The organism is Rhodobacter capsulatus, from assembly GCF_003254295.1.
Classification (GTDB): Bacteria; Pseudomonadota; Alphaproteobacteria; order Rhodobacterales; family Rhodobacteraceae; genus Rhodobacter; species Rhodobacter capsulatus.
Map to the genome: position 1 here is coordinate 270,305 of NZ_QKZO01000002.1, position 24,475 is coordinate 294,779.

Sequence of the window (24,475 nt, forward strand, 5' to 3'; positions counted from 1 at the left end):
AAGATCAGAAGCTGACGCCCACGCGCACGCCCGCGCCCCAGCCCGAGTTGCCCGAAAAGTCGCCGTTGACGGGCGAATTGGTCGTGGCATCGCCGATATCGACATAGCGCACGCCCAGCGTGACCTTGACGTTCTCGGTCGCCTGATAGGTGCCCGCCAGCGCGATCGAGCGGAAACCATCGGTCGGGCCAAGCTGGCCGGTCCGCTCGTCGCTTGCCCCCTCGTAGCCGAGCACGACCGCGCCCGACCACTGGTCAGAGAACTTGCGGCCAAGGCCGAGCGTGTAGGTCGTCGTATTGGCCTTGTAGTCGACCAACGACCCAAGCCGACCCAGCGGGCCGGGGCCGTCAGGATCGATCCCGGAATAGACCGGGGGCGTGATGTCGAACTGCTTCCAGTGCACCCAGCGCACCGAACCGAAGACCAGCGTATCCTTGGCGACGCCGGTCTGGAACTCGAGGTTCACCGATTCCGGCACCGTTGTAGAGAACAGCGTCGGCACCGGCGAGAAGTTTTCATTCGCGGTGAAGTCATGGGTGATCTTCGAATTGTAGGTCAGCGCCACCCGCGCCGCGATTTCCGGTTTTTCCCAGGCGACGCCCACCAGATAGCCGAAATCGGTCTCGGTCGAGGAACTCATGCGGTAGCCGCCAAGGCCCGGCACGCTGACGGCCGGAAGGCTGACCACGCCGGAGGTGCGCAGCGCCCGGACGCCGCCGATGAGCGAGACATTTTGCGGCATCTTGTAGCGCATCATCGCCGTCAGCGACATGTTCTCGACCTCGGCGGTGGTGCCGCGCAGCGGATAGCGGGAGTCGATGGGATAGCCCACATTCGCGCCGATGGCGTTTTCCAGCACCAGCGCGAAGTCGATCTTCTCGTTCAGCGCGCGCTTGTAACCCAGGCTGTAGGTGCCATAGCCCCCGGTCATGTCGCCCGAAGACACGGCACCGCCGCCGACCGTGCCCGAGACATCCGGGCTGAAGCCGCCAAAGTTCAACTCGGCGTAGTTTCCTTTTTCGAACAGGATCCCCACCGACTGGCTGGACCGTTCAATACCCCCCGCAGTGGCGGCTGTCGCGCCAAGGGCAAGGGCGCTGGCCGTCATCAGTATTTTTTTCATGTGATTCTCATCCCTAGAGCGTGTTGGACTCTTCTCCCGATAGCGACCCTATCACGCTGTTAAGGTGAATCCATTCGGGCTGCGGCCTGACGTCACGTCCGCGTGAGGTTACCGTAGGGTCATGTGGCCGAACTGCCACGAAATGACGTAAACACAACGGTTTAGTTGCCGCAGGTGCGAGGGCGGGCGGCGGTTTTGCGCTGCGCTGCCGCATCCCGGGGCGGGGCGGGGTGCACGCCGGGGTTGTGCGGATCCGGTCTCAGATCAGCGCCCCGATCAGCCGCCACAGACCGAGCCCGAAGAGCCATAAAGCCGACAGCGCGCCCGCGATGCCAAGCGCAAACCAGAGCGTCGGCCGTGGTGCCGGGATCTCGGGCAGGTTGCGGGGCGGGGTCGGGGGAGTTTTCTTGCGCGTCATCGGGGCCTCCGGGGGCATTAACCCTGAATTAGGTAAACAGGGCTTTAATGGCGCCATGGACAGGATCGAGATCACGACTTTTGCGCCCGCCGAACCGGGGGCTTTCGATGCGGCGGTGGCGCGACTTTCGCCCGCGGCGGCCTTGCAGGCCCGGGCGGTCTATGGCGAGATCGCGGCGGCGGCCGGACGCGGGCTGCGGCGGCTGCAGATCCACGCCGGGGGGCGGCGGATCGGGTTGGCGCAGGTGCTGGGGCGGGGCGGGCTGTGGCTGTGCAGCCGCGGCCCGGTCTTTGCCCCCGAGCTGTGCGAAGACACAAGGCGACGGGCGCTGCGCGCCCTGGCGCGGGCGTTGCCGGGGCTGCTGATCGCCACGCCCGAGGTGCCGGTGGCGGGTTTCGGGCTGGTGCCGCTTGTCACCGCGCGCCACCAGGCGCTTTGGGATCTGACCCCCGAGGACACCGCCCTGCGCGCCGCTCTGCAGGGGAAATGGCGCAACCGTCTGGTGGCGGCGGAACGTTCCGGGCTGCGGGTCAAGGTCGAGCCCACCGCCGATTGGCTGATCGCCGCCGAGGCGCAGCAGCGCCGGGACCGCGGCTATCGTGCCCTGCCGCCCGGTTTCGTCGCCGCCTGGGCGCAGCGTGACCCCGGATCGGTGCTGGTGCTCTCGGCGGGCACGGCCGGGGCGCCGCGGCTGGCCGGGGTGATGGTGCTGCGGGCGGGGGCGGGGGCAAGCTATCATCTGGGCTGGTCGGGGCCCGAGGGCCGCGCGGCGGGGGCGCATAATCTTCTGCTCTGGCAGGCGGCCTTGCGGCTGCGCGCGCAAGGCGTGCGCGGCTTCGATCTGGGCGACATCAATTCCGAGGCCGGGGCGGGGCTGATGCGCTTCAAGCTCGGCACCGGCGCGGCGGTGCAGGCGCTTGGCGCCACCGTCTGGGTGCTGCCGGGCCGGGGCTGAGCCGGGGTCTGCTGCCGATTTGCCCTTTCTTTGCCGAAGCTCTTCTGCAAGATTTCCGCCCGATCCCGCATGTCCGGCGTTCCGACATGCCCCAGCCAAGGCAGACCGACACGATGGCCCCTGTTTTTCCGCAATCCACGCCCTCCGGGTTGTGGCGGCGCACCCCTCCCGCGATCTTTCCGCCCGCCCTCGGCCTTGCGGCGCTGGCGCTTGGCTGGCGCAAGGCGGCGCAGGTCTTCGATCTGCCCCCCGGCCTTGCCGAGGCGCTGAGCGGGGCGGTCACGCTTTTGTGCGCCTTCGTCTTTCTGACCTATCTGGGCAAGCTTCTGCGCCGCCCCGCGGTCGTGCTGGAGGACCTGCGCATCCTGCCCGGCCGGGCCGGGCTCTCGGCCGCGGTGCTGATGCTCTATCTGCTGGCCGCGATCCTCGGCCCCTATCTGCCGCAGGCGGCGATGGCTGTTCTGGCCGGGGCGGGGGCGCTGCATCTGGGGCTCTGCGCGGCGATGCTTTACGTTTTCGCCACCGGCCCGGCCGAGCAGCGCCGGGTCAATCCGACCTGGCATCTGCTGTTTTCGGGCTGGATCGTGGCGGCGCTGGTGGCGGCGCAGCTTGGACTGGCGACGGTGGCGGCGGCGCTGTTCTGGGTCGCGCTGATCTGCGCGCTGGCGATCTGGAGCCTGTCGCTGCGGCAACTGTCCCGCGAGACCGTGCCCGCGCCGCTGCGCCCGCTTCTGGCGATCCATCTTGCCCCGGCGGCGCTTTTGGGCACCACCGCGGCGCTTTTGGGCGCGCTGGCGCTGGCCTGGGTCTTCGCCATCGGCGCGGCGCTGCTTCTGGCGCTGTTCGTGCTGCGCGGGCGCTGGCTTCTGGCGGCGGGCTTCTCGCCGCTCTGGGGCGCGCTGAGCTTCCCGCTGGCGGCGACGGCCACGCTCTGGCTCTCGCTCGGCGATCTGTGGCGCCTTCCCGGCGCGGTGGTTCTGGTGGCGGCGACGCTGATCATTCCGGTCCTCGTCACGCGCCTTTACAAGATGTGGGCAAAGGGCGATCTGGCGGCGAAAACCGGCGCCGCCCTCGCCTGAGGGGTTGCGTCGGGGGCCAAGCCATGAAACAGGGACGTGCCAACCGTTCCCTGCCGATGGAGTCCCCCATGCAGATTCGCGAGGCCCTCACCTTCGATGATGTCCTTCTGGTTCCCGCAGCCTCAAGCGTGCTGCCCTCGGAGGCCGATGTTTCGACCCGCGTCACGCGCTCGATCCGTCTGAACATTCCGCTTCTGTCCTCGGCGATGGATACGGTGACCGAGGCGAACATGGCCATCGCCATGGCGCAGGCGGGCGGCATGGGGGTGATCCACCGCAACCTGACGGTGGAGAAACAGGCCTCCGAAGTGCGCCGCGTGAAACGCTTCGAATCCGGCATCGTCTACAACCCGATCACGCTCACGCCCGACCAGACGCTGGCCGATGCGAAGGCGCTGCGCGAACGCTACAATGTCTCGGGTTTTCCGGTCGTCGATGTGGCGGGCAAGGTCGTCGGCATCGTGACGAACCGCGACATGCGCTTTGCCACCGATGACGCGACCCCGGTGCATGCGATGATGACGCGCGAGAATCTGGCGATGCTGCGCGAGCCGGCCGACCGCGACGAGGCGATGAGCCTGATGAAAGCCCGCCGGATCGAGAAGCTTCTGGTGGTGAATGCCGAGGGCAAGCTGACCGGGCTTCTGACGCTCAAGGACAGCGAACATTCGGTGCTGCACCCGCAGGCCTGCAAGGACGACAAGGGCCGTCTGCGCGTCGCCGCCGCCTCGACCGTGGGCGATGCGGGCTATGAACGCTCGGTCGCGCTGATCGAGGCGGGCTGCGACCTGATCGTGATCGACACCGCGCACGGGCACTCCGAAGGCGTGGCGAAGGCGGTCGAGCGGATCAAGATCTATGCCCCCGGCATTCAGGTCTGTGCGGGCAATGTGGCGACGGCCGAAGCGACGAAGGCGCTGATCGGGGCGGGCGCGGATGCGGTCAAGGTCGGCATCGGCCCGGGCTCGATCTGCACCACGCGGATCGTCGCGGGGGTCGGCGTGCCGCAGCTCTCGGCGATCATGGATGCCTGTTCGGGCGCGGGCGACGTGCCGATCATCGCCGACGGCGGCATCAAGTTCTCGGGCGATTTCGCGAAAGCCATCGCCGCGGGGGCGTCCTGCGCCATGGTGGGCAGCGCCATCGCGGGCACTGACGAATCCCCCGGCGAAGTGATCCTCTATCAGGGCCGCTCCTACAAATCCTATCGCGGCATGGGCTCGCTCGGCGCGATGGCGCGCGGTTCGGCCGACCGCTACTTCCAGAAGGACGCCGCCTCGGACAAGCTCGTCCCCGAGGGGATCGAAGGGCAGGTGCCCTACAAGGGCCCGGTGGCGACGGTCATCCACCAGATGGTGGGGGGGCTGCGCGCGGCGATGGGCTACACCGGCCATGCCACCGTGGCCTCGATGCAGGGCGGCTGCCAGTTCGTCCGCATCACCGGCGCCGGGCTGAAGGAAAGCCACGTCCATGACGTGCAGATCACCCGCGAAAGCCCGAACTATCGCATCGGCTGAGACCGGGTCGCAGACATGACAAAGGCCGGGGGAAACCCCGGCCTTTTGCCTTTGCCCCAAAGCCCTGCGCGCTCTTTCATCTTGCGAAAAATACCTCGGGGGGTCCGGGGGGCAGCGCCCCCCGGCGGGTCGCCGCGGGCAAAGCCGCGGCGAAAGTCTCACCCGGCCCGGAAATGCTTGGCGAGCTTCAACCCCTGGCCCTGATAGTTCGAGGCGATCCCGGCGCCGTAAAGCCGCTCCGGCCGTTCGGCCATGCGCTCATAGACCAGCCGGCCCACCACCTGCCCATGTTCCAGCACGAAGGGCGCCTCGTGGCAGCGCACCTCCAGCACGCCCTTGGAGCCCTCGCCCCCCGCCGCGCCATGGCCGAAGCCCGGGTCGAAGAAGCCCGCGTAATGCACGCGGAATTCGCCAACCATCGCCAGATAGGGCGCCATCTCGGCGGCGAAATCGGGCGGGATCACCACCGCCTCGCGGCTGACCAGAATATAGAAGGCGCCGGGGTCCAGAATGATCCGCCCCTCGCGCGTGCGCAGCTCTTCCCAGAAATCCGAGGCCGGGTAATGCGCGATCCGGTCCAGATCGATCACCCCGGTATGCGGCTTCGCCCGGTAGCCGACCAGATCGCCCGCCGCGGGCCGCAGATCGACGGAAAAGCCGAGGCCATGGTCGATCACCGCCCCGCCGCTCCCCATGCCGCTCACCAGCGGCTCAGCCGCATGCAGCGCCTTCAGCTCCGGGTCCGAGAGCGCCGCTTGCCCGGCGCGGAAACGGATCTGGTTCAAACGCATCCCCGGCCGCACCAGCACCGAAAACGAGCGCGGGCAGATCTCGGCGTAAAGCGGCCCGGCGTAACCCTCGGGAATGCGGTCGAATTCGGTGCCGTCATCGGTGATCACCCGGGTCAGCAGATCGAGCCGCCCGGTCGAGCTTTTCGCATTCGACACCGCGGTCAGACCGGCGGGCAGCGCCAGGCGCTCCATCAGCGGCACCAGATAGACGCAGCCCTTTTCCAGCACCGCGCCCTCGGAAAGGCTCATCCGGTGCATCTCGAACTCGGCCAGCTTCGTCTCGACCCGCTGGCCGCGCCCGGCCAGAAACGAGGCGCGGATGCGATAGGCGACCTCGCCCAGGCGCAGATCAAGGCTGGCGGGCTGGATCTGTTCGGGGGTCACCGGACGGGCGGCGGCAATCTCGCCGCGGGCGATCATCGCGCGCAGGGCGCGGTCGGGAAGAACACCATGCATCATCGCGGCCTCGCGCAACAGGAGTTGGTCAAAAAAGAACGCCCACTCCGCAAGGAGTGAGCGTTCTTTTGATGGTCGGGCCGGTGAGATTCGAACTCACGACCTTCCGCCCCCCAGACGGACGCGCTAACCAGGCTGCGCCACGGCCCGACGAGGCGCATATAGAGCCATTGCGCCCCCGGGTGCAAGCGGCAAAACGCAATTTTTTGCACGGACTTGCGGGCGGGGGCGGCGGGCATCCTCAGCGCCGCGCCGGAACCGGCCGGGGCGGCTGCGCCAGACGGCCCGCCAGCCGCACCAGACGGTCATGCGCCGCCAGAAGCCGCATCCGTTCGATCGGCGATAGCGCGTCGGGGGCAAAGCGCGTCAGATCCTCGCGCAAGGCGCCCAGCGGGTTGGCCGTCGGATCGATCTGTCCGGCCGCGGCCAGCTCCACCTGCAGCGGCGCGGTGCCGCTCAGGATCAGCGACACCACCCGGTCGAGCGGATCGAATTCCGACGCCGGTTCGGGCGCGGGCGCGGGCTCTGGTTCGGGTTCCGGTTCCGGCGGGGCGGCGAAGACAAGAATCGGCTCGGGTGCGACGAAAGCGGGCGCCGCCGGGATCTCGGTCACGGCCGAAATCGGCTCCGGTTCCGGCTCGAACAACGGTTCCGGTTCCGGCACAGGCTCGGGGACCGGGGCTGGTTTCGGCGCGGCTTTCGGAGGCGGCGCAATATAGTCGAACAGCGAGCCCTGAATCGGCAGTTGCGGCTCCGGTTCCGGGACAGGCGCGGGCTCCGGGGCGGGGGGCGGCACGGGGTCCGGCTCGGGCTCGGGCGTCTCCACCGCCGCAGGACGCGCCAGCGGCCGGGGCGCGATGAAGCGATAGGCGATGTCCTCGAAGGGCGGCTCGTCCTCGATCCCCGCCTCGGTTTCGGGTGCCGTCTCAAGCGCCGCCGCGACCGGGCTCTCGGGCACCGGCGCGGGCAGGGGCGCGAGATCGGGGGGAAGCGCAGGTTCGGGCGGCTCCGCCTCGGCGGCCGCCCGCGTCGCGGCGGCGACCTGGGCGGCGAGTTCCGCCTCGGCCTTGGCCCGGGCCGCTTCCGCCCGGGCATTCTCGGCCTCGCGGCGCAGCCGTTGCAACTCGGCGCGCACCGCCTCGGCCTCGCGGCGGGCCTGCTCGACCGCCGCCTGCGCGGCTTCCAGCGCCCGCGCCTCGGCCTCGATCCGGGCCCGCTCGATCCGACGTTCCTCGTCGATCCGGTCCAGATCTTCCGGGGTCAGCGACGGCGCGGCCTCTGGGCCCGCAGCGTCCAGATGCTCGGCCGCTGCGGCATCCGGGACAGAGCCTGCCAGACCCTCCGCGGGTTGCGGCTCTTCGGGGAGGAGGGCCGATTCTTCCGCGGCGCATTCCTCGGGCGTTTCCGGCAACAGCTCGGCGACCGGATCTTCCAGCACCGCTTCGGCGGCCGGTTCCGGCGCCTCGGGCAAGAGGGCCGCTTCTTCCGCGGCGCATTCCTCGGACGTTTCCGTCAGAAGCTCGGCGACCGGATCGTCCAGCACCGCTTCGTCGGCCGGTTCCGGCTCCTCGGCGAGGAGGGCCAGTTCTTCCGCGGCGAGTTCCTCGGGCGTTTTCGGCAACAGCTCCGCGACCGGATCGTCCAGCACCGCTTCGTCGGCCGGTTCCGGCGCCTCGGGGAGGAGGGCCAGTTCTTCCGCGGCGCATTCCTCGGACGTTTCCGGCAACAGCTCCGCGACCGGATCGTCCAGCACCGCTTCGGCGACCGATTCCGGCTCCTCGGGGAGGAGGGCCAGTTCTTCCGCCGCAAGTTCCGCGGGCGTTTCCGTCAGAAGCTCGGCGACCGGATCTTCCTGCACCGCTTCGTCGGCTGATTCCGGCTCCTCGGGCAGGAGGGCCGCTTCTTCCGCCGCAAGTTCCTCGGGCGTTTCCGGCAACAGCTCGGCGACCGGATCTTCCAGCACCGCTTCGGCGGCCGGTTCCGGCGCCTCGGGGAGGAGGGCCGCTTCTTCCGCGGTGAATTCCGCGGGCGTTTCCGTCAGAAGCTCGGCGACCGGATCTTCCTGCTCCGCCTCGGCGGCTGATTCCGGCTCCTCGGAAACAAACCCCGGCATTTCCGCCGCGCATTCCCCGGGCGTTTCCGGCAACAGCTTGGCGACCGGATCTTCCTCGATCCCCTCGAACCTCGGGTCCGACGCGGCCAGGCTTTCGGGGATGGGCTCGCGCGGCAGATTCGCGCTCAGCATCTCGGCGCCAAGCGCCGAAACCTTTTTCGCGCCTTGTGATTTCAGCCGCGCCTGCGCCTCCTTGATCGGCAGCGCCTCGACCTGCAGCAGGTGCTTGATCCCCACCAGAAGCGCGACATCGGCCGGGCGGTAATAGCGCCGCCCGCCCGCCCGCTTCACCGGCTTGATCTGCGGAAATTTGCTTTCCCAGAATCGCAGCACATGCGTCGGGGTTTCGAGGAGCTCTGCCACCTCGGTAATCGTGCGGAAGGCCTCGGCTGACTTCGTCATCGCGGCGCGATCATCCCCTGCTCGGGCTCAATTCGGTGAACCGGTTCAACCGGTCCTATTTTGCGTTGCCTTCGGCAACCCGGTCCTTCATCAGATGCGAGGGCCGGAACGACAGCACCCGACGCGGCGAAATCGGCACTTCCTCGCCGGTCTTCGGGTTGCGCCCCATGCGCGAGGTCTTGTCGCGCACGGAAAACGTGCCAAAGGACGAGATCTTGACCGTCTCGCCGCGCACCAGCGCGTCGGACATGTGTTGCAACACGGTTTCGACCAGCTGCGCGGATTCATTGCGGCTCAGCCCGACTTCGCGGAACACGGCCTCGCTCAAATCCATGCGGGTCAGGGTTTTCTCTGACATCTCAATCCCCCCGGAACGATATGGATCACGATGGGGGCAAGTATTTCCCGAGTCAATATCAATGGCTTGCGCGGCAAGGTTGAGACGGCTTTTTCCGCCGCAATCGCGTCTTTACCAGCGCAGGACGACCGATCCCCAGGCCAGACCGCCGCCAATCGCCTCGGTCACGATCAGATCGCCCGCCTTGATCTGCCCGCGCGCCCGCGCCGTCGAGAGCGCGAGGGGAATCGATGCGGCAGAGGTGTTGCCGTGATCGGCCACCGTCACCACCACCCGCTCCATCGGCACCTGCATCCGTTCCGCCGTGGCGGTGATGATGCGCAGGTTCGCCTGATGCGGCACGATCCAGCTCACGTCGTCGGGCGTCAGACCGGCCTTTTCAAGCGCCGTATGCGCGGTCTCGGCCAGTTTTTGCACCGCATGCTTGAAGACCGCATTGCCCTGCATCCGCAGATGGCCGGAGCGGCCGTTGGTCGACACGCCGCCATCGACGTAAAGCAATTCCCGGTAGCGGCCGTCCGAATGCAGGTCGCTCGCCAGAATGCCGCGGTCCGCGGCCGTGCCCGTGCCCTCGGCCGCCTCAACGATCAGCGCCCCCGCGCCGTCGCCGAAAAGAACGCAGGTGCCACGGTCGGCCCAGTCCATGATCCGCGAAAACGTCTCGGCGCCGATCACCAGCACCCGTTTCGCCTGACCCGACAGGATCATCCCGTTCGCATTCGCCAGCGCAAAGACGAAGCCGGCGCAGACCGCCTGCACGTCAAAGGCAAAGGCGTTGGTGTTGCCAAGCCCCGCCTGCACCATCGTCGCGACCGACGGAAAGGTGAAATCCGGCGTCGAGGTCGCCACCACGATCGCGTCGATATCACCCGCGTTCAGCCCCGCATCGGCCAGCGCCGCCTCGGCCGCCTTGATTGCCAGCTGCGAGGTGGTCTCCCCCTCGGCGGCGAAATGGCGCCGCTCGATCCCGGTGCGGGACCGGATCCATTCATCCGTCGTGTCGAGCTTGCCCTCGAACTCGGCATTCTCCACCACGCGGGCGGGCAGGTAATGCCCCACGCCACGGACCACCGCTCTGATCGTCATTTTGCGTTCTCGATTCCTGCCTCCGGCGAGGCTGCATCCTGACCGTTTGCTGACGCAAGGGCAACCCGGGCCGCAAGACGTTCGGCAAAGCCCAGACCGGCCAGCCGCGCCGCAAGGTCGATGGCCGCCGCCACCCCCGTCGCATCGGCGCTGCCATGCGACTTGATCACGGTGCCGTTCAGGCCCAGAAACACCCCGCCATTGACCCGGCGCGGGTCGATCTTCGCCTTCAGCCGCTTCAGCGCGCCCACGGCCAGCAGCGCCCCGATCTTCGAAAGAAGGCTCGAGGTGAAGGCTTCGCGCATCAGCTCGCCCGCGAATTTCGCCGTGCCCTCGCCGGTCTTCAGCGCGACATTGCCGGTGAAGCCGTCGGTGACGATCACGTCGACGCGCGATCCGGGCAGGTCGGTGCCCTCGACGAAGCCGACAAACTCATAGCCGCCCGCGGTCTCCATCGCGCCGATCATCTCGGCGGCGGTCTTCAGTTCGGCATGGCCCTTGTGTTCCTCGGTGCCGACATTGAGCAGACCGACCCGCGGCCGCTCCAGCCCCAGCGCGTTGCGGGCATAGGAGGAGCCCATCAACGCATAGGTCAGCAGATCCCGGGCCTCGGCCTTCACATCCGCGCCCATGTCCAGCATGATATTGAAACCCGAAGGATTCTTGCAGGGCCAGAAGGCGGCGATGGCGGGCCGGTTCACGCCGGGCATCTTGCGCAGCCGCAGCATCGAGACCGCCATCAGCGCGCCGGTATTGCCGCAAGACACCGCGACCTGCGCCGCGCCATCGCGCACCGCATCGATCGTCGACCACATCGAGGTGTCCTTGCCGCCGCGCATCACCGCCGCGGGCTTGTCATGCATCGTGACCACGCCGGTCGCGTGACGGATCGTCACGCAAGAGGCCAGCTTGCGCGCCTTGACCAGCGGCGCCAGCTCGGCTTCGGGGCCGTGCACGAGAAATTTCAGATCGGGATAGGTCCGGCGCGCGAGGGCGATCCCGTCAAGGACGGCCGCGGGGCCCCGGTCGCCCCCCATTGCATCGATCGACAGCACGAGCGGGGCGGAAACCGGGACGCCGGAAATCAAAGCGCCGGAACTAACCGGCGCTTGAGCGGCTGCAGGACAGCCGCGACTTGACGTAACGTCAGCTTCCGCTCCCGCCGCGGTCGTCTCCTGTTTGAACAGTTTGACCATGGCGGAGGGACGGGCTTACGCCGCGTCGTCGTCCAGATCGACTTCGGCCGCTTGCGCAACCACTTCGCGGTCGTCGTAGTGGCCACAGGCGCCGCAGACATGGTGCGGGCGCTTCAGCTCACCACAGTTCGGGCACGAAGCCGGGTTGGCGGCCACAAGGGCATCATGCGCGCGGCGCATGTTACGACGGGAGCGCGTGACTCGGTTCTGCGGGACGGCCATGTGTCTAACCTCGGTTCTGGGGGCGCAAGGCCCTGTTTTTCCTGGGGTTTCGTCACGGCAGCCAGTGGCGGACCGGGGGCGAACCCTGCGTTCGAATGAGGCCGGGAACATACTGTAGTTCCGCCCCGTTGCAAGCCCTTTTTGCAGCTTTTTTCGGCACCGTCACAACCGCGTCGCAATCGGGCCGAAATGCCGCGCTCAGGACTTGTCGTCTTCCCCCCCGGTCTTGCCGCCCAGAAGGCTTTTCAGATTGGCGAAGGGACGGGTGTCCTCGTCGCGGATCGGTGCGGCCCCGGGCGGGGCGGCCTGCGCCGCGACCGGCGCGGCATCGGGCGCATGCGGATAAAGCGGCAGCGCCAGTTCCAGCACCTCAAGCGCGACCGCGCCCAGATCGATGCGGTCGGGCAGCGGCTCGGCATCGGTATCCTCGGGGATCTCGATTTCCTCGCCCGCGGGCGTTTCCATCTGCGCCAGATAGCGCCGGGCGACGGTTTCGCGCAAATCGGTGCGGACCGGCGCCAGCGTCACCACGCAGGCCTGCACGGCGCGGGCGGTGAATTCGGCGTCCAGCGCCCAGTCGTTGCGGCCGGTGGGCGTCAGCGTCCCCTTGAGCCGCAGGCTTTCCAGCGCCTCGATGCCCGCCCAGGCGGCGATGGCGGCGCAGGTGGCGGCATCGGGGGCGATGTCGAAGCGGGTGGGCTTGCGCGCGGCCAGTTCGGCGGGGCGCAGCGCATGGCTGAAGGGCAGGGCGTCGGTGTCGGTCATCACGGTCTCCGGGATCGCAGGCGGGTCAGGACGGTCGAGGCGCTTGAGGGCGGCGGCATCCTGTTGTAATCGGGATAGAAGGCCCGAGGTCACGAGGCAAGAGGGGGTAGGCTTGAGCAGCACGTTCGGAATTCGCCGCATGGCGCGTTATGTCACCGTTGCGGCGGTGCTGTTCGCGGCGGGCTGCACCCCGATCTATCAGAACCACGGCTATGTGCCGACCGAAACCGACCTGGCAAAGATCGAGGTCGGCAGAAGCTCGCGCGAGGAAGTGTCGGCGGTGATCGGCCGTCCCTCCTCGATGGGGGTTCTGCAGGGCTCGGGCTGGTTCTATGTCGGCTCGCGCTGGAAGCATTACGGCGCGCGGGCGCCGCAGGAAATCGACCGGCAGGTGGTGGCGATCAGCTTCGACGACACCGACATGGTCGAGAATGTCGAGCGCTTCGGGATGGAGCGGGGCGAGCTTGTGGTGCTGTCGCGCCGGGTGACGAAGAGCAACATCAAGGGGCTGGGCCTGATCCGCGAGCTGATGGGGTCGTTCGGGCGGGTGTCGGCGGGCAAGCTGCTCGACGACTGACCGGGGCCGGGTCCCGTCACCGGGTGCCATCAGACGGGGCCCGCCACCGGGTCCTGTCGCGCGGGTCCTCCCGAACGGGGCGCTTCGGTCGCAGCCGAATGTCTTTTCGCTGTCAGGTCTTTGCCGTAGGATCGGCGCGACTGATCCGGGGGAGCCGATGTTTTCGCTTTCGAGGGGCCGTTACGCGGCCCGACTCGCACAATCGCAGGCGGATGTGCAGGCGGCGCAGGCACTGCGCTGGCGGGCCTTCGTCTCGGCCCGCGGCCGGGGCCTGGCGGCGGGCGAGGCGCGCGATGCCGACGCGTTCGACGATGCCTGCCGCCATGTGCTGGTCGAGGAGACGGGCAGCGGGCGGCTGGTCTGCTGTTTCCGTCTGCTGCCATTGGAAAGCGGGCGCGAGCTGCACCGCAGCTATGCGGCGCAATTTTACGACCTGACGCCGCTTTCGGCCTATGCCGGGCGGATGCTGGAGATGGGCCGCTTCTGCGTCGATCCCGACTGCCGCGATCCCGATATCCTGCGGCTGGCCTGGGGGGCGGTGACGCGGCTTGTGGATGCCGAGGGAATCGAGATGCTGTTTGGCTGCTCCTCGTTCCTGACCACCGATTTCGACAGTTGCGCCGATGCCTTCGCGGTTCTGGCCGAGCGCCATCTGGCGCCGAAGCGCTGGCGAGTGCGGGTGAAGGCGCCCAAGGTGATCCGCTATGCGCGTCGGCTGCTTGGCCGCAAGGGCGATCCGAAACAGGCGATGCTGAAGATGCCGCCGCTGCTGCGCAGCTATTTGGGCATGGGCGGCTGGGTTTCCGATCATGCGGTGGTGGACGAGGATCTGGGCACGCTGCATGTCTTCACCGGCCTTGAAATCGGCGCGATCCCGCCCGAGCGCGCCCGCGCGCTGCGGCTGGTGGCCGGGTAGGGGGCTCTGCCCCCCGCGGCTGCGCCGCGTCCCCCGAGGTATTTTCGGCAAGATGAAGCCGGGCCGCAGTTTGTCTTTCATCTTGCCTGAAATACCTCGGGGGTGAGGGGGCAGCGCCCCCTCCCCGTTGACCTTTTCGCGCCGCCCGGCTAGCGAAATGGCATGGCACGCGCACCTCTTCTTCAGCTCTCCTCGATCTCGCTGACCTTCGGCGGCAATCCCCTTTATGACGGGCTCGACCTGACCGTGCAGGAGGGCGACCGCGTCGCCCTTGTCGGCCGCAACGGGTCCGGCAAATCGACGCTGATGAAGGTGATGGCGGGGCTGGTCGAACCCGACAAGGGCGCCCGCACCGTGCCCACCGGCACCCGCGTCGGCTATATGGAGCAGGAGCCGGATCTTTCGGCCTTTGCGACGCTGGGCGATTATGCCGCCTCGGGGCTCTCCGAGGCCGAGCGCTACCGCATCGAGATGGTGGCCGAGGGGCTGAAATTCCGCCCCGAGGCCCCCGTCGCCACCGCTTCGGGCGGCGAGCGGCGCCGTGCGGCTTTGGCGAAACTGCTGGCCGAGGCGCCCGAGCTGATGCTGCTCGACGAGCCGACGAACCACCTTGATATTCAGGCGATCGGCTGGCTGGAGGATTTTCTGCGCGACACCCGCACGGCTTACGTGCTGATTTCGCACGACCGCGCCTTTTTGCGCCATCTGACGCAGGCGGTTTTGTGGATCGACCGCGGCGCGGTGCGGCGGCTGGAAAAGGGCTTCGAGCATTTCGAGGACTGGCGCGAAACCACCTGGGCCGAGGAGGACGAGGCCCGCCACAAGCTTGACCGCAAGATCAAGGCGGAAGCCAAATGGGCGGTCGAGGGGATCTCGGCACGGCGCAAGCGCAACATGGGCCGGGTGCGCGCGCTGCAGGCGCTGCGGGCCGAACGCGCCGGGCAGATCCGCCGTCAGGGCACCGCCTTGATGGAGCTGGACAGCGGTCCGGCCTCGGGCAAGCGGGTGATCGAGGCGAAGGGGCTGGAGAAACGCTTTGGCGACAAGACGATCGTCAAGGGCTTTGATCTGCGCGTGCTGCGCGGCGACCGGGTGGCTTTCGTCGGCCCGAACGGCGTTGGCAAGACGACGCTCTTGAAAATGCTGACCGGCGAGCTGGCCCCGGATGCGGGCAGCGTCACCCATGGCACCAATCTCGAGATGGCGGTCTTTGATCAGACCCGGTCGACGCTGGATTTCTCGATGACGCTTTGGGACGGGCTGGTGAACGATCCCGAGATGCGGGTCTCGGGCCGGTCCGATCAGGTGATGGTGCGCGGCCAGCCCAAACATGTGGTGGCCTATCTCAAGGATTTCCTGTTTGACGAAAGCCAGGCCCGGGCGCCGATCGGCTCGCTTTCGGGCGGCGAGAGGGCGCGGCTTTTGCTGGCGCGGATCATGGCCAAGCCCTCGAACCTTCTGGTTCTGGACGAGCCGACGAACGATCTGGACGTCGAGACCCTCGATCTTTTGCAAGATATTCTGGGCGAGTATGACGGTACCGTGCTTCTGGTCAGCCACGACCGCGATTTCATCGACCGCGTCGCCAGCACGACGATCGCGATGGAGGGGGACGGCCGCGCCACCGTCTATGCGGGCGGCTGGAGCGATTATCAGACGCAACGGGCGCTGACCGAGGCGCCCGCCGCCGCGCCCGAAAAGGCCGCGCCGAAAAAACCGGCCGAGGCGCCGAAGGAAACGGCGAAGAAATCCGGCCTGACCTTCACCGAGAAGCATCGGCTCGAGGCGCTGCCCGGGATCATGGAAAAGCTCGAACGCGAGATCGGCAAGCTGCACGAGCTGCTCTCGGACCCCGATCTCTTCACCCGCGAGCCGGTGAAATTCGCCAAGGCCTCGGAGATGCTGGTCGAGCGCGAGGCGGCGCTGGCCGCAGCCGAGGAAGAATGGCTGGCGCTGGAGGAAAAGGCGGCGTCGTGACCCGGCCCCGGGGGGCGCAATCATCGCTGGCTCCGGCTCCTCCTCTGTGGGATGCTGGCGGCATGCGTCCCGTGTCATTCGAGGTCACGATGAAAACTCTTCCGCTGTTGCTGCTTGTCCTTGCCGCCTGTACCGAAGCCACCCCGCCCGCCGACAAACCTGCGGGCATGGCCAATCCGGCCGCCGTCTTCTGTGTCGATCAAGGCGGCGAGGTGCTGCTCAACGACATGACGCCGGGCGGCGACGCCACCTGCAAGCTGCCCGACGGGCGCAAGGTTGGCGAATGGGAATATTTCAACGAACACCACCGCCCCGAGCCCGCCGCGCCCGCTGACGCAGCGTAACGTTCAAACCGGCTTCCCCTTCACCTTGGCGCAAATATCCTGCGGGGGTCCGGGGGCGCAAAGCCCCCGGCCTTTTCGCGGGGGATTGCATGACCACGGGCCCATTGGCAGGACTGCGCATCGTCGAGATCTCGGGCTTGGGGCCGACGCCCTTCACCGCGCAGCTGATGGCCGACATGGGGGCCGAGGTGATCCGCATCGCCCGCCCCGGCGCCCGGGGCGCTGCGGCGCATGTGCTGGGGATGGCGGTCGATCCGCTCGACCGGGGCCGCGACGTGCTGGAGCTGGATCTGAAAGCGCCCGAGGGCAAGGCGGTTGCGCGCCGCCTGATTGCCCGCGCCGATGCGCTGATCGAGGGGATGCGGCCCGGCGCGATGGAGCGGCTGGGCCTTGGCCCCGACGCCTTTCCCGAAAACCCGCGGCTGGTCTATGGCCGGATGACCGGCTGGGGCCAAAGCGGTCCGCTGGCGCAGACCGCGGGGCATGACATCAATTACATCGCGCTCTCGGGCGCGCTGGCGGCCATCGGCACGCCCGAGACGCCGGTTCTGCCGCTGAACCTTGTCGGCGATTTCGGCGGCGGCGGGCTTTATCTGGCCTTCGGGATGCTTGCCGCGATTCTTCATGCCCGCGCCACCGGGCAGGGGCAAGTGATCGATGCGGCGATCACCGACGGGGTGGCGCATCTGATGGGGATGATCTCGGGGATGGCGGGGCAGGGGCTTTGGGCGGCGCCGCGCGGCGGCAATCTGCTCGATGGCGGCGTGCCTTACTACGGCGTCTATCGCTGCGGCTGCGGCGGGCATTTCGCCATCGGCCCGCTGGAGGATAAATTCTGGGCGGAGTTTCAGCGCCTTGCGGGCTTTGTCCCGGGCGATTTGCCCGACCGGTCCGAGCCGTGCAACTGGCCCGCCCTGCGTGCGGCGCTTGCGGCGCGGTTTGCCGAACACAGCCGGGCGGAGTGGGAGGCGATCTTTGCGGGATCGGATGCCTGCGCGACGCCGGTCCTCAGCCTGAGCGAAGCGGCGGCGCATCCGCACAACCGCGCCCGCGGCGCCTATCTGCTGCATGAGGGGCTGCGCCAGCCCGCCCCGGCGCCGAAACTGTCGCGCACGCCCGGCGCGATCGGGGCGGGATCGGCGCAAAACCGGATCCCGGCGGCCGAGGCACTGGCCCGCTGGGGGCTCGCGTGAAGGTTGGCGTCTCGCATGAAAAAGGGGGCCGAAGCCCCCTTGCGACACCCGGTTGACGCGATCAGCCGCGTTCGTCGGCGACGATCTGCGCCATCACCTCGGCGGGGGCATAGCCGCGCAGAAGCTGCCCGCCCACCACAAAGGCGGGCGTGCCCGCAATCGCCATCCGCTCGGCCAGCTGCGCATTCGTCCGCAGCACCGCCGTCACCGCCTCGGTGTTCATCTGCGCCAGCACCGCCTTGGCGTCGATCTTCTGCGCCTCCGCCAGCCGCTGCAGACTGTCGAGCGTGATGTCGCCGCGCACCGCCATCAGCGCGTCATGCACCTTTTCATAGGCCGCGTCGCCCGCCACCTGCCGCGTCGCCACCGCAAACCGCGCCGCCAGCACCGATTGCTCCGACAGGATCGGGAATTCCTTGACCACGAAGCGGATCTTGCCGTCCTTCTTCAGCACCTCGTCGACAACCTCATAGGCCTTCTTGCAATAGGTGCATTTGTAATCGATGAATTCGACCATCGTCACGTCGCCCTCCGGGTTGCCGCCAACCCAGTCGCCCGCGAAGTTGAAGATGTCCTCGGCGTTCGACTGCACCAGAACCTTGTCATTGTCGGCCTGCGCCGCCTGCTGGCGCTCCTCGAGCTTGTTGATCGCCTCGACCAGAACCTCGGGGTTTTCCATCAGATAGGTTTTCACCGCCTCGCCGAAGGCGGCCTTGTCCGCGGCACTCATCGCCGAAAGATCCAGCGCGGCGGCGGGCGTGCCAAGAATGGCGGCCATCGTCAGGGCGGCAAGGGAGAGGTGTTTCATCGTGGTCCTTTCGGGGCCGTATCAGATCGGCGCGAGAGTGGCCAAAGCCCGCCGCCTGCGCAAGGGAAAAGCAGACCGGCCTTGCCGGTTTCGCCATTGACCCGGGCGGCTTGCGGGCCTATGGCCGCCGCCAAACCACGGAGGAAGCGATGCGTTTTTCGAACCGGGGACAGGTCGATCCCTTCATCGTGATGGATGTGATGGAGGCCGCCCGCGCGGCCGAGGCGGCCGGTCGGCACATCATTCATATGGAGGTGGGGCAGCCCTCGACGCCTGCGCCCGCGGCTGCGCGCAAGGCGATGGCGGCGGCACTGGAGCGGGACAGTCTTGGGTACACGGTGGCGCTTGGCCTGCCCGAGCTGCGCCGCGGCATCGCCGATCTTTACAAACGCTGGTACGGTGTCGATCTGAACCCCGATCGGGTTGTCGTCACGCCGGGCTCTTCGGGGGCGTTCATCCTGGCCTTTTCGGCGCTGTTCGATGCGGGCGACCGGGTCGCGCTGGGGGCGCCGGGCTATCCGAGCTATCGGCAGATCCTGCGTGCGATGTCGGTGACGCCGGTCGATATCCTGACCCGGGCCGAGAACCGCTTCCAGCCCGTGCCGTCCGAGATCCCGGCCGACGTGCAGGGGTTGATCGTCGCCTCGCCGGGCAATCCGTCGGGCACGATGCTGGGCCGGGCCGAGCTTGCCGCGCTGATGACCACCGCGGCCGAGCGCGATCTGGCCTTCGTCTCCGACGAGATCTACCACGGGCTGCATTACGAGGGCCGCGCCGTCTCGGCGCTGGAAATCGGCGACGCGGCCTGCGTGATCAACTCGTTTTCGAAATATTTCAGCATGACCGGCTGGCGGCTGGGCTGGATGGTGGTGCCCGAAACCCATATCCGCACCGTCGAGCGGCTGGCGCAGAACCTGTTCATCTGCCCGCCACACGCGTCGCAAATCGCGGCCCTTGCCGCCTTGGACGCGACCGAGGAGCTGGAGGCGAACCGGGCCGTCTATGCGGCGAACCGGGCCTTGATGCTCGACCGTCTGCCGAAGGCGGGCTTCACCAAGATCGCGCCGCCCGATGGCGCCTTCTACATCTATGCCGATGTCTCCGACCTGACCACGGATAGCCGCGCCTTTGCCGCGGAAGTGCTGGAACAGGCGGGCGTTGCCGTCACGCCGGGGCTGGATTTCGACCCGGTGCGGGGCGCCACCACGCTGCGCTTTTCCTATGCCCGGGCGACGGCGGATATCGAGGAAGGGCTCGACCGGCTCGCCCGCTTCATGGCGAACCGCTGAGCAGGGATTCCCGTGCCGGGGCGCTTGCGTTATAGTGGCGAAAAACGGAGCAGGCATGGCACGGATCTTCCTCGTTCTCGCGGCGCTTTTGGCGCTGGCGGTCCCCGCATCGGCGCGGGAGCCGCAGCTTTCGGCGTTGGCCCGGATTGAGCCCGCGCGCACCTCGATTGCCCAGCCCTCGGCCTTCGTGACCGAGGTGACGCTGGGGCTGAGCCAACCGGTGCCGTTCCGGGCCTTTTTGCTCGACAGCCCGCCGCGGCTGGTCGTCGATTTCCGCGAGGTGGATTTTTCTGCCGCCAATCCAAAGGATTACGCGCAAAAGGGGCTTTTGGGCGAAATCCGCTGGGGCGCCTTTCGGCCGGGCTGGTCGCGCTTTGTCGCCGAGCTGACCGGGCCGGTGCGGCTGGTCTCGGCCGAGGAGCGCACGGGCGAGACGCCGAACCTGCATCTGGTGCTGGAACGGGTCGAGGCCACCGAATTCGTCGCTCGCGACGGCGCCGCGCAATCGGCGCTGTGGGATCTGCCGCAGCCCGCGCCGACGGCCAAACCGCATCGGCGTCAGGACGGATCGGCGCCGCTGCGGGTGGTGCTGGACCCGGGTCACGGCGGGCTGGACCCCGGCGCCGAGGCGGATGGCTATTCCGAAGCCGTGCTGGTGCTGACCTTCGCGCGCGAGCTGAAGGAGGCGCTGACCCGCGCCGGCATCGAGGTGAAGATGACGCGCGAGGAAAACATCTTCGTGCCGCTCGATACCCGGCTGACGGTGGCGCATGATTTCGAGGCCGATCTGTTCCTGTCGCTGCATGCCGACGCCCTGCCCGAGGGCGAGGCGATGGGGGCGACGGTCTATCTGTTCGACGAGACCGCCTCGGACAGCGCGGCGCAGAAGCTGGCCGAGCGCCATGACCGCGCCGATCTCTTGGCGGGGGTCGATCTGGCGGGGCATGACGATGCGGTGGCGGGGGTGCTGATGGATCTGGCCCGCACCGAAACGCAGCCGCGCGCGGTGCGCTTTGGTCAGGTGCTCTCGGGCGCGATCAAGGGCGAGGGGCTGCGGATGCATCGCCATCCGGTGCAGGGCGCCGATTTCGCCGTGCTGCGCTCGCCCGACATTCCCTCGGCGCTGCTGGAACTTGGCTTCATGTCCTCGGACATCGACCGGGCGCGGCTGCATGACGCGGCCTGGCGGACGCAGATGGTGGCGGCGATCACCGCGGGGGTGCAACGCTGGGCCAAGGCCGATGCCGCCGAGGCGCGGCTGTTGCGGCAGTAACCCGGCCCGGGGCGCGGCGCCGCTTTTTGCAATGCAGCAGATGCATGGCCGAATCGCGCCTGGCGAATGGGTGACGGTTTGTCGCGGTCATGCCGTTGGAATTGCTCAAGTTTTGGGCAGCAACTTTGCGGCTGTGCAAAGTGGCGTTAACATTTCGACGGGTTTTGCAACATTTTTGACAGGTTTCGCCGCGGGTATCGCGGCGGTCGCGCAAGAATCTTTCGCTGCACTGCCGCGACGCTTTGCAGATCGTTAACGCGACGATACCGAGACCCGTCAAAATGAGGAGGACGGGATGACACCCATGCATGAGAAGATCCTCGCCAAGCCCGAGTTCAAAGCGCTCGTGGCCCGGCGGAACCGGTTTTCGCTGACCCTGACGGCGCTGATCTGCGCCGTTTATGTGGCTTACATCGGCTTTGCGATCCTGCGGCCCGCGGCCTTTGCGGCGCCGCTTCTGGGGTCGTGGAGCACCGGGCTGATCGCCGGTTTCGGCGTGCTGGTGCTGTCCTTCCTTTTGACCGGCCTCTATTCGCACCGCGCCAATGGCGAGTTCGACCGGATGCTGAAATCCGTTCTGCGCAACTGAGGCCGATGATGACCCGATACATTCTTGCGGCGGCGCTGGCCGTCATGGCGGGACCCGCGCTTGCGGCGGGCGAGGCGATCCAGGGCGCGGTGCAGCAGGCGCCGACGAACTGGACCGCGATCGCGATGTTCCTGTTCTTTGTCGTCGCCACGCTGATCCTGACCGGCTGGGCGGCGAAACGCACGAAATCCACCGCCGATTTCTACACCGCGGGCGGCGGCATCACCGGCTTTCAGAACGGTCTCGCCATCGCGGGCGATTACATGTCGGCGGCGGCATTTCTGGGCATTTCCGGCATGGTCTTTGCCAAGGGCGTCGATGGCGCGATCTATACGGTCGGCTTCACTGTCGGCTGGCCCTTCATCCTGTTCCTGATCGCCGAGCGGCTGCGCAATCTGGGCAAGTTCACCTTTGCCGACATCACCTCGTTCCGGCTGGAGCAGACGCGCATCCGCACGCTTTCGGCGCTTGGCGCGCTGACGGTCGTGGTCTTCTACCTGATCGCGCAGATGGTGGGGGCGGGCAAGCTGATCCAGCTTTTGTTCGGTCTTCCCTATAGTTACGCGGTGATCCTCGTGGGCGTGCTGATGGTGCTATACGTCACTTTCGGCGGCATGCTGGCCACGACCTGGGTGCAGATCGTCAAGGCGGTGATGCTGCTCTCGGGGGCGACGCTTCTGGTGATCCTCGGCCTTGCGCAATTCGGCTTTTCGCCCGAGCGGCTGATGGCCGAGGCGCTGGCCAATCACGCCAAGGGCGCCGAGATCCTGCAGCCGACGCCTCTGGTGACGGATTGGGTGTCGGGCGTGTCGCTCGCCTTGGCGCTGATGTTCGGTCCGGCCGGTCTGCCGCATATCCTGATGCGCTTCTTCACCGTGCCCGACGCGAAAGAGGCCCGCAAATCCGTCTTCTATGCCACCGGCTTCGTCGCCTATTTCTTCGTTCTGACGACGACGATCGGGTTTCTGGCGATCACCCTTGTCGGCAAGAACCCCGAGTTCCTCGATGCCAAGGGCATCATCGGCGGCGGCAACATGGCGGCCATTCACCTGGCGCAGGCGGTCGGCGGGAACGTCTTCCTCGGCTTCATTTCGGCGGTGGCTTTCGCGACGATTCTGGCGGTGGTGTCGGGGCTGGCGCTGTCGGGGGCCTCGGCCGTCGCGCATGATCTTTACGCCAATGTGGTGAAAAAGGGCGCCGCGGCCGACAAGGCGGAGATGCGGGTCTCGCGCATCGCGACGCTGGTGCTGGGCGTGCTGGCGATCGTGCTGGGGCTGATGTTCGAGAACCAGAACATCGCCTTCATGGTGGGGCTGGCCTTCGGTCTGGCGGCTTCGGTGAACTTCCCGGTTCTGTTCCTCTCGATCTTCTGGAAGGGCATGACGACCAGGGGCGCGTTCATCGGCGGGCTGATCGGGCTTGTGGTGTCGATCATGCTGGTGGTGCTGGGCCCGGCGGTCTGGGTCGATGTGTTCAAGTTCGAAACGCCGATCTTCCCCTGGTCGCAATATGCGCTCTTCTCGATGGCGACGACCTTTGGCGCGATCTGGCTTTTTTCGGTCACCGACAAATCGGCCCGGGCGGCACTGGACAAGGCGGGCTATGGGGCGCAATTCGTGCGCTCGGAAACCGGGCTTGGCGCGGCGGGGGCCGTGGCGCATTGAGCTTTCGCCTCGGGCAAGGCCCGAGGCGACCCGCGGGGGGCGGCGCCCCCCCCACCCCCCAAAGCAAAAAGGGCGTATTTGGCCAAGGAAAAGCATGGCTCAGCTACGGTTTCACCGTTTCGAAAGGCTCCGCTGCGGCGGGGCCTTTTCGTTTTGCTCCAAGGCGGTTAGGTGTGGGCCAAAGGAGTGCCCATGACCCCCGCTGCCCGTATTGCCGCCGCCATCCCCCTGCTTGACGCCATCGCGGCGGGCGAGCCGGCGGAGCGGGCGCTGACGAACTGGGGGCGGGCGCATCGCTTCGCCGGATCGGGGGATCGGGCCGCGGTGCGCGATCATGTCTATGATGCGCTGCGCTGCCGCAGCAGTTTTGCCGCGCTTGGCGGGGGGGCGGACGGGCGCGGGCTGATGCTGGGGATGTGCCGGGCGGCGGGGATCGATCCGGCCACCGTCTTCACCGGGGCGGGCCATGCCCCGGCGCTTATGACCGAGGCGGAAGCGGCAGCGCTTGCAAGGCCCGTGCCCGCGGCGGCGGATCTGGCTGCAAGCGATTGGCCGGACTGGCTTTTGGGGCAGCTGCGCGCCGATCTGGGCGCCGATTTCGACGCCGTTTCCGAAGCGATGCGGGCGCGGGCGCCGGTCTTTCTGCGGGTCAATCTGGCCAGGGCCACCGTGCCCGAGGCGGCGCAGGCGCTGGCGCAGGAGGGGATCGCGACCGAGCCGCATCCGCTGGCGGCCACGGCGCTGCGGGTTCTGTCCGGGGCGCGCAGGATTGCCGCCTCGCAGCCCTATCTGCAGGGTCTGGTCGAGCTGCAGGATGTCGCCTCGCAGGCGGCGATTGGCGGGCTGGCGCTGCCCGAGGGCGCGCGGGTGCTGGATTACTGCGCTGGCGGCGGCGGCAAGGCGCTGGCGCTGGCGGCGGCGCATCCGGGGGCGCGGATCACCGCGCATGACATCGATCCGGGCCGGATGAAGGACATTCCCCCGCGCGCGGCGCGGGCCGGGGCGCGGATCGCGCTGGCCGCGCCCGGCAAGGTCGCGGGCGTCTTCGATCTGGTGCTGGTCGATGCGCCCTGTTCGGGCTCGGGGACCTGGCGGCGGACGCCGGAGGCGAAATGGCGGCTGACCCCGGCGCGGCTGGCCGAGCTGACGGCGCTGCAAGATCAGATCCTGGACCGGGCCGCAGCCCATGTTGCGCCGGGCGGACAGCTTCTTTACATGACCTGTTCGCTGCTTTCGGCCGAGAATGACGCGCGGCTTTCGGCCTTTGTGCAACGTGGCGGATTAGCGCTTGCGGAGTGCCGCCGCTATTCCCCGCGCGACGGCGGGGACGGGTTCTTCGCGGCGCGTCTGTGTCGATTGTGAAC

23 protein-coding genes and 1 tRNA gene are annotated in these 24,475 nt (G+C 67.8%); 13 read left to right on the top strand and 11 right to left on the bottom strand.

The annotated features are described in order from the left end of the window. Positions 1–4 precede the first annotated feature (4 nt). Positions 5–1,123 (bottom strand): outer membrane protein transport protein, encoded by a 1,119-nt coding sequence (locus LY44_RS03665; protein ID WP_055208516.1) that lies wholly within the window; start codon positions 1,121–1,123, stop codon positions 5–7. A gap of 259 nt (positions 1,124–1,382) precedes the next feature. After that, complete coding sequence (locus LY44_RS17820) at positions 1,383–1,541, bottom strand: hypothetical protein (protein ID WP_160320006.1); 159 nt, start codon at positions 1,539–1,541, stop codon at positions 1,383–1,385. 55 nt (positions 1,542–1,596) lie between these two features. Between LY44_RS17820 and LY44_RS03670 the strand changes: the two genes are divergently transcribed. The 3 genes from LY44_RS03670 to guaB all read left to right on the top strand — a co-directional run bounded on the left by LY44_RS03670 (position 1,597) and on the right by guaB (position 5,092). Then, positions 1,597–2,496 carry a GNAT family N-acetyltransferase gene (locus LY44_RS03670; protein WP_055208514.1) on the top strand — a complete coding sequence of 300 codons (900 nt, stop codon included), beginning with the start codon at positions 1,597–1,599 and terminating at the stop codon, positions 2,494–2,496. A 113-nt stretch (positions 2,497–2,609) separates the two neighbouring features. Beyond that, on the top strand, positions 2,610–3,575 hold the full coding sequence (locus LY44_RS03675; protein ID WP_055208511.1) for a TDT family transporter: 966 nt from the start codon (positions 2,610–2,612) through the stop codon (positions 3,573–3,575). Between the two features lie 68 nt (positions 3,576–3,643). After that, the gene (gene guaB / locus LY44_RS03680) at positions 3,644–5,092 is read left to right on the top strand and encodes an IMP dehydrogenase (protein WP_055208510.1); all 1,449 of its coding nucleotides are present in this window, start codon (positions 3,644–3,646) and stop codon (positions 5,090–5,092) included. 158 nt (positions 5,093–5,250) lie between these two features. Here the strand turns inward: guaB and LY44_RS03685 are convergent, their stop codons facing one another. From LY44_RS03685 to LY44_RS03720, 8 genes are all read right to left on the bottom strand, one after another. Then, positions 5,251–6,339 carry a 2'-deoxycytidine 5'-triphosphate deaminase gene (locus LY44_RS03685; protein ID WP_055208949.1) on the bottom strand — a complete coding sequence of 363 codons (1,089 nt, stop codon included), beginning with the start codon at positions 6,337–6,339 and terminating at the stop codon, positions 5,251–5,253. Positions 6,340–6,411: 72 nt separating this feature from the next. After that, positions 6,412–6,489: transfer RNA gene (locus LY44_RS03690), tRNA-Pro, on the bottom strand. A 91-nt stretch (positions 6,490–6,580) separates the two neighbouring features. Next, on the bottom strand, positions 6,581–8,854 hold the full coding sequence (locus tag LY44_RS18210) for a MerR family transcriptional regulator (RefSeq protein ID WP_055208508.1): 2,274 nt from the start codon (positions 8,852–8,854) through the stop codon (positions 6,581–6,583). 55 nt (positions 8,855–8,909) lie between these two features. Next, on the bottom strand, positions 8,910–9,212 hold the full coding sequence (gene ihfA, locus LY44_RS03700) for an integration host factor subunit alpha (RefSeq protein WP_013067636.1): 303 nt from the start codon (positions 9,210–9,212) through the stop codon (positions 8,910–8,912). A 111-nt stretch (positions 9,213–9,323) separates the two neighbouring features. Beyond that, on the bottom strand, positions 9,324–10,298 hold the full coding sequence (locus tag LY44_RS03705) for a beta-ketoacyl-ACP synthase III (protein WP_055256365.1): 975 nt from the start codon (positions 10,296–10,298) through the stop codon (positions 9,324–9,326). Further along, on the bottom strand, positions 10,295–11,386 hold the full coding sequence (plsX, locus tag LY44_RS03710; protein WP_055208504.1) for a phosphate acyltransferase PlsX: 1,092 nt from the start codon (positions 11,384–11,386) through the stop codon (positions 10,295–10,297). Before plsX ends, LY44_RS03705 begins: the two co-directional genes overlap by 4 nt. A gap of 123 nt (positions 11,387–11,509) precedes the next feature. Beyond that, positions 11,510–11,716 carry a 50S ribosomal protein L32 gene (gene rpmF, locus LY44_RS03715; protein WP_013067633.1) on the bottom strand — a complete coding sequence of 69 codons (207 nt, stop codon included), beginning with the start codon at positions 11,714–11,716 and terminating at the stop codon, positions 11,510–11,512. A 198-nt stretch (positions 11,717–11,914) separates the two neighbouring features. After that, positions 11,915–12,481, bottom strand: coding sequence for a YceD family protein (locus LY44_RS03720; RefSeq protein WP_111395954.1), 567 nt, complete (start codon positions 12,479–12,481; stop codon positions 11,915–11,917). A 112-nt stretch (positions 12,482–12,593) separates the two neighbouring features. Here LY44_RS03720 and LY44_RS03725 point away from each other — a divergent pair, with 112 nt between their 5' ends. The 5 genes from LY44_RS03725 (at position 12,594) to LY44_RS03745 (ending at position 17,488) form a co-directional block, all read left to right on the top strand. Continuing rightward, on the top strand, positions 12,594–13,058 hold the full coding sequence (locus tag LY44_RS03725) for an outer membrane protein assembly factor BamE (RefSeq protein WP_081024321.1): 465 nt from the start codon (positions 12,594–12,596) through the stop codon (positions 13,056–13,058). Positions 13,059–13,215: 157 nt separating this feature from the next. Further along, the gene (locus tag LY44_RS03730; RefSeq protein WP_055208500.1) at positions 13,216–13,974 is read left to right on the top strand and encodes a GNAT family N-acetyltransferase; all 759 of its coding nucleotides are present in this window, start codon (positions 13,216–13,218) and stop codon (positions 13,972–13,974) included. 162 nt (positions 13,975–14,136) lie between these two features. Then, positions 14,137–15,951, top strand: a complete 1,815-nt coding sequence (locus LY44_RS03735) for an ABC-F family ATP-binding cassette domain-containing protein (protein WP_055208498.1) — start codon at positions 14,137–14,139, stop codon at positions 15,949–15,951. An 89-nt stretch (positions 15,952–16,040) separates the two neighbouring features. After that, positions 16,041–16,295, top strand: a complete 255-nt coding sequence (locus LY44_RS03740) for a putative hemolysin (RefSeq protein ID WP_055208496.1) — start codon at positions 16,041–16,043, stop codon at positions 16,293–16,295. Positions 16,296–16,384: 89 nt separating this feature from the next. Then, on the top strand, positions 16,385–17,488 hold the full coding sequence (locus tag LY44_RS03745; protein ID WP_055208493.1) for a CaiB/BaiF CoA transferase family protein: 1,104 nt from the start codon (positions 16,385–16,387) through the stop codon (positions 17,486–17,488). A 61-nt stretch (positions 17,489–17,549) separates the two neighbouring features. On the opposite strand, the gene LY44_RS03750 is transcribed toward LY44_RS03745, so the two are convergent. Beyond that, a complete protein-coding gene (locus LY44_RS03750) occupies positions 17,550–18,296 on the bottom strand; it encodes a DsbA family protein (RefSeq protein WP_055208491.1) in 747 nt (248 codons plus the stop codon). A gap of 149 nt (positions 18,297–18,445) precedes the next feature. On the opposite strand from LY44_RS03750, the gene LY44_RS03755 reads away from it, so the two are divergent. The 5 genes from LY44_RS03755 to LY44_RS03775 all read left to right on the top strand — a co-directional run bounded on the left by LY44_RS03755 (position 18,446) and on the right by LY44_RS03775 (position 24,473). Continuing rightward, positions 18,446–19,585 carry a pyridoxal phosphate-dependent aminotransferase gene (locus tag LY44_RS03755; protein ID WP_055208947.1) on the top strand — a complete coding sequence of 380 codons (1,140 nt, stop codon included), beginning with the start codon at positions 18,446–18,448 and terminating at the stop codon, positions 19,583–19,585. A gap of 55 nt (positions 19,586–19,640) precedes the next feature. Continuing rightward, positions 19,641–20,858: an N-acetylmuramoyl-L-alanine amidase gene (locus tag LY44_RS03760; RefSeq protein WP_055208489.1), complete on the top strand. Its 1,218-nt coding sequence runs from the start codon at positions 19,641–19,643 to the stop codon at positions 20,856–20,858. Between the two features lie 295 nt (positions 20,859–21,153). Then, positions 21,154–21,447 carry a DUF485 domain-containing protein gene (locus LY44_RS03765; protein WP_055208487.1) on the top strand — a complete coding sequence of 98 codons (294 nt, stop codon included), beginning with the start codon at positions 21,154–21,156 and terminating at the stop codon, positions 21,445–21,447. Between the two features lie 8 nt (positions 21,448–21,455). Further along, entirely contained in the window at positions 21,456–23,111 is a 1,656-nt protein-coding gene (locus tag LY44_RS03770) for a cation acetate symporter (protein ID WP_201778575.1), read from the top strand. 192 nt (positions 23,112–23,303) lie between these two features. Further along, entirely contained in the window at positions 23,304–24,473 is a 1,170-nt protein-coding gene (locus LY44_RS03775) for an RsmB/NOP family class I SAM-dependent RNA methyltransferase (protein WP_055208482.1), read from the top strand. Positions 24,474–24,475: the final 2 nt, after the last annotated feature.

Excerpts from the sequence above, each read along its gene's own strand:
- LY44_RS03665 (WP_055208516.1), bottom strand. The coding sequence starts at position 1,123 with ATGAAAAAAATACTGATGACGGCCAGCGCCCTTGCCCTTGGCGCGACA.
- LY44_RS17820 (WP_160320006.1), bottom strand. The coding sequence starts at position 1,541 with ATGACGCGCAAGAAAACTCCCCCGACCCCGCCCCGCAACCTGCCCGAG.
- LY44_RS03670 (WP_055208514.1), top strand. The coding sequence starts at position 1,597 with ATGGACAGGATCGAGATCACGACTTTTGCGCCCGCCGAACCGGGGGCT.
- LY44_RS03675 (WP_055208511.1), top strand. The coding sequence starts at position 2,610 with ATGGCCCCTGTTTTTCCGCAATCCACGCCCTCCGGGTTGTGGCGGCGC.
- guaB (WP_055208510.1), top strand. The coding sequence starts at position 3,644 with ATGCAGATTCGCGAGGCCCTCACCTTCGATGATGTCCTTCTGGTTCCC.
- LY44_RS03685 (WP_055208949.1), bottom strand. The coding sequence starts at position 6,339 with ATGCATGGTGTTCTTCCCGACCGCGCCCTGCGCGCGATGATCGCCCGC.
- LY44_RS18210 (WP_055208508.1), bottom strand. The coding sequence starts at position 8,854 with ATGACGAAGTCAGCCGAGGCCTTCCGCACGATTACCGAGGTGGCAGAG.
- ihfA (WP_013067636.1), bottom strand. The coding sequence starts at position 9,212 with ATGTCAGAGAAAACCCTGACCCGCATGGATTTGAGCGAGGCCGTGTTC.
- LY44_RS03705 (WP_055256365.1), bottom strand. The coding sequence starts at position 10,298 with ATGACGATCAGAGCGGTGGTCCGTGGCGTGGGGCATTACCTGCCCGCC.
- rpmF (WP_013067633.1), bottom strand. The coding sequence starts at position 11,716 with ATGGCCGTCCCGCAGAACCGAGTCACGCGCTCCCGTCGTAACATGCGC.
- LY44_RS03720 (WP_111395954.1), bottom strand. The coding sequence starts at position 12,481 with ATGACCGACACCGACGCCCTGCCCTTCAGCCATGCGCTGCGCCCCGCC.
- LY44_RS03730 (WP_055208500.1), top strand. The coding sequence starts at position 13,216 with ATGTTTTCGCTTTCGAGGGGCCGTTACGCGGCCCGACTCGCACAATCG.
- LY44_RS03735 (WP_055208498.1), top strand. The coding sequence starts at position 14,137 with ATGGCACGCGCACCTCTTCTTCAGCTCTCCTCGATCTCGCTGACCTTC.
- LY44_RS03740 (WP_055208496.1), top strand. The coding sequence starts at position 16,041 with ATGAAAACTCTTCCGCTGTTGCTGCTTGTCCTTGCCGCCTGTACCGAA.
- LY44_RS03745 (WP_055208493.1), top strand. The coding sequence starts at position 16,385 with ATGACCACGGGCCCATTGGCAGGACTGCGCATCGTCGAGATCTCGGGC.
- LY44_RS03750 (WP_055208491.1), bottom strand. The coding sequence starts at position 18,296 with ATGAAACACCTCTCCCTTGCCGCCCTGACGATGGCCGCCATTCTTGGC.
- LY44_RS03755 (WP_055208947.1), top strand. The coding sequence starts at position 18,446 with ATGCGTTTTTCGAACCGGGGACAGGTCGATCCCTTCATCGTGATGGAT.
- LY44_RS03760 (WP_055208489.1), top strand. The coding sequence starts at position 19,641 with ATGGCACGGATCTTCCTCGTTCTCGCGGCGCTTTTGGCGCTGGCGGTC.
- LY44_RS03765 (WP_055208487.1), top strand. The coding sequence starts at position 21,154 with ATGACACCCATGCATGAGAAGATCCTCGCCAAGCCCGAGTTCAAAGCG.
- LY44_RS03770 (WP_201778575.1), top strand. The coding sequence starts at position 21,456 with ATGACCCGATACATTCTTGCGGCGGCGCTGGCCGTCATGGCGGGACCC.
- LY44_RS03775 (WP_055208482.1), top strand. The coding sequence starts at position 23,304 with ATGACCCCCGCTGCCCGTATTGCCGCCGCCATCCCCCTGCTTGACGCC.